The 980-nt window shown below is 55.6% G+C and carries 2 protein-coding genes and 1 pseudogene; all 3 read left to right on the top strand.

What is annotated here, in order from left to right; all coding sequences use genetic code 11:
• Positions 1-71: 71 nt before the first annotated feature.
• Positions 72-212, top strand: a pseudogene (locus CO667_RS34555) (transposase domain-containing protein); the annotation flags it as partial.
• 8 nt (positions 213-220) lie between these two features.
• Positions 221-496, top strand: coding sequence for a hypothetical protein (locus tag CO667_RS34560; RefSeq protein WP_096772376.1), 276 nt, complete (start codon positions 221-223; stop codon positions 494-496).
• Positions 497-534: 38 nt separating this feature from the next.
• The gene (locus tag CO667_RS34565; protein WP_097622265.1) at positions 535-948 is read left to right on the top strand and encodes a hypothetical protein; all 414 of its coding nucleotides are present in this window, start codon (positions 535-537) and stop codon (positions 946-948) included.
• Positions 949-980 lie beyond the last annotated feature (32 nt).

The raw sequence follows: 980 nt of genomic DNA on the forward strand, positions 1-980 counted from the left end.
AGGCGGCCGCTATGGTGCTGGAAACGTTGGCAAAAAGTTGATTAATCGGCATAGTTCGCCGGTCGGCATAAACCGCCAAGCTCAATGACATCGACCCACAGGCTTGGCTCGCCGACGTTCTCGCCAACATTGCCGACACGCCGATCAGCAGGCTGGAGCAATTGCTGCCGTGGAACTGGAAACCGACGCAAACAGCAGCCGTTGCGGCATAGGATCAACGATGGATCGCAAAGCCAACCGAGCTATCATTCGGAAAATATTGCTCACCGAGTGGGACCCCATCGGGGTGTCGGACATTCCTGAAGCGCAAGACGAATATGATGCCTATGCCGATACCGTCTATGGCATGCTGGCCAATCAAACCGCCTCAGTTGATGCCATCGCGCAGTATCTCTTCAAGATCGCGACCGAGCACATGGGGCTCTCATACCCAGAACTTTCAGAGCGCTGCGACAAGGCGGCAAGAGCCGTCGGGGCACTTCAGTCAGACCGCTGAACCTACACACCATCAGCGCCAGGTGCGGCAATCACCGGATGCTTACGAAAGCAGATCCGGCCCAACGACTTCTCCGTGTTGGGGTCCAGTATCGCGATTTCTTGAAAGCTAAGCGAACGAGCGAGACAACAAAGAGCCGTAGCCTGCAGATCAGTCCGAAGTACACGGTCGCGTTCTGGCGCGGCCTCGAACTGGATCCCGACAATCCGAAACAGGAGGAGTGGCTGAAAGCAGTCGATGTCCTAAGGGATCGCATACAGGGCCGATTTATCAAGCCAGCGCAGACCCTGATCGATGTCGATAAATCTAACCACCAGCAAACATATGGCTTTGCGATCCTCGCCCTGGATTGCCTCGTTCTCGAAACAATTCAAGGTTTCCGTGAGGGCATGACCAACCATACACGTCTGCAGCGCGACAACCAAGATGAGACGAAGCGTCGATCAAGATGAGACTCGGCAGCAGCGGTGGAACGCAGAGAGGG

This window comes from Rhizobium sp. L43, from assembly GCF_002531725.1.
In the GTDB taxonomy this organism is placed as follows: Bacteria; Pseudomonadota; Alphaproteobacteria; order Rhizobiales; family Rhizobiaceae; genus Rhizobium.

Bases quoted from the DNA above. Each gene is read 5' to 3' on its own strand.
- CO667_RS34560 (WP_096772376.1), top strand. From the start codon at position 221: ATGGATCGCAAAGCCAACCGAGCTATCATTCGGAAAATATTGCTCACC.
- CO667_RS34565 (WP_097622265.1), top strand. From the start codon at position 535: ATGCTTACGAAAGCAGATCCGGCCCAACGACTTCTCCGTGTTGGGGTC.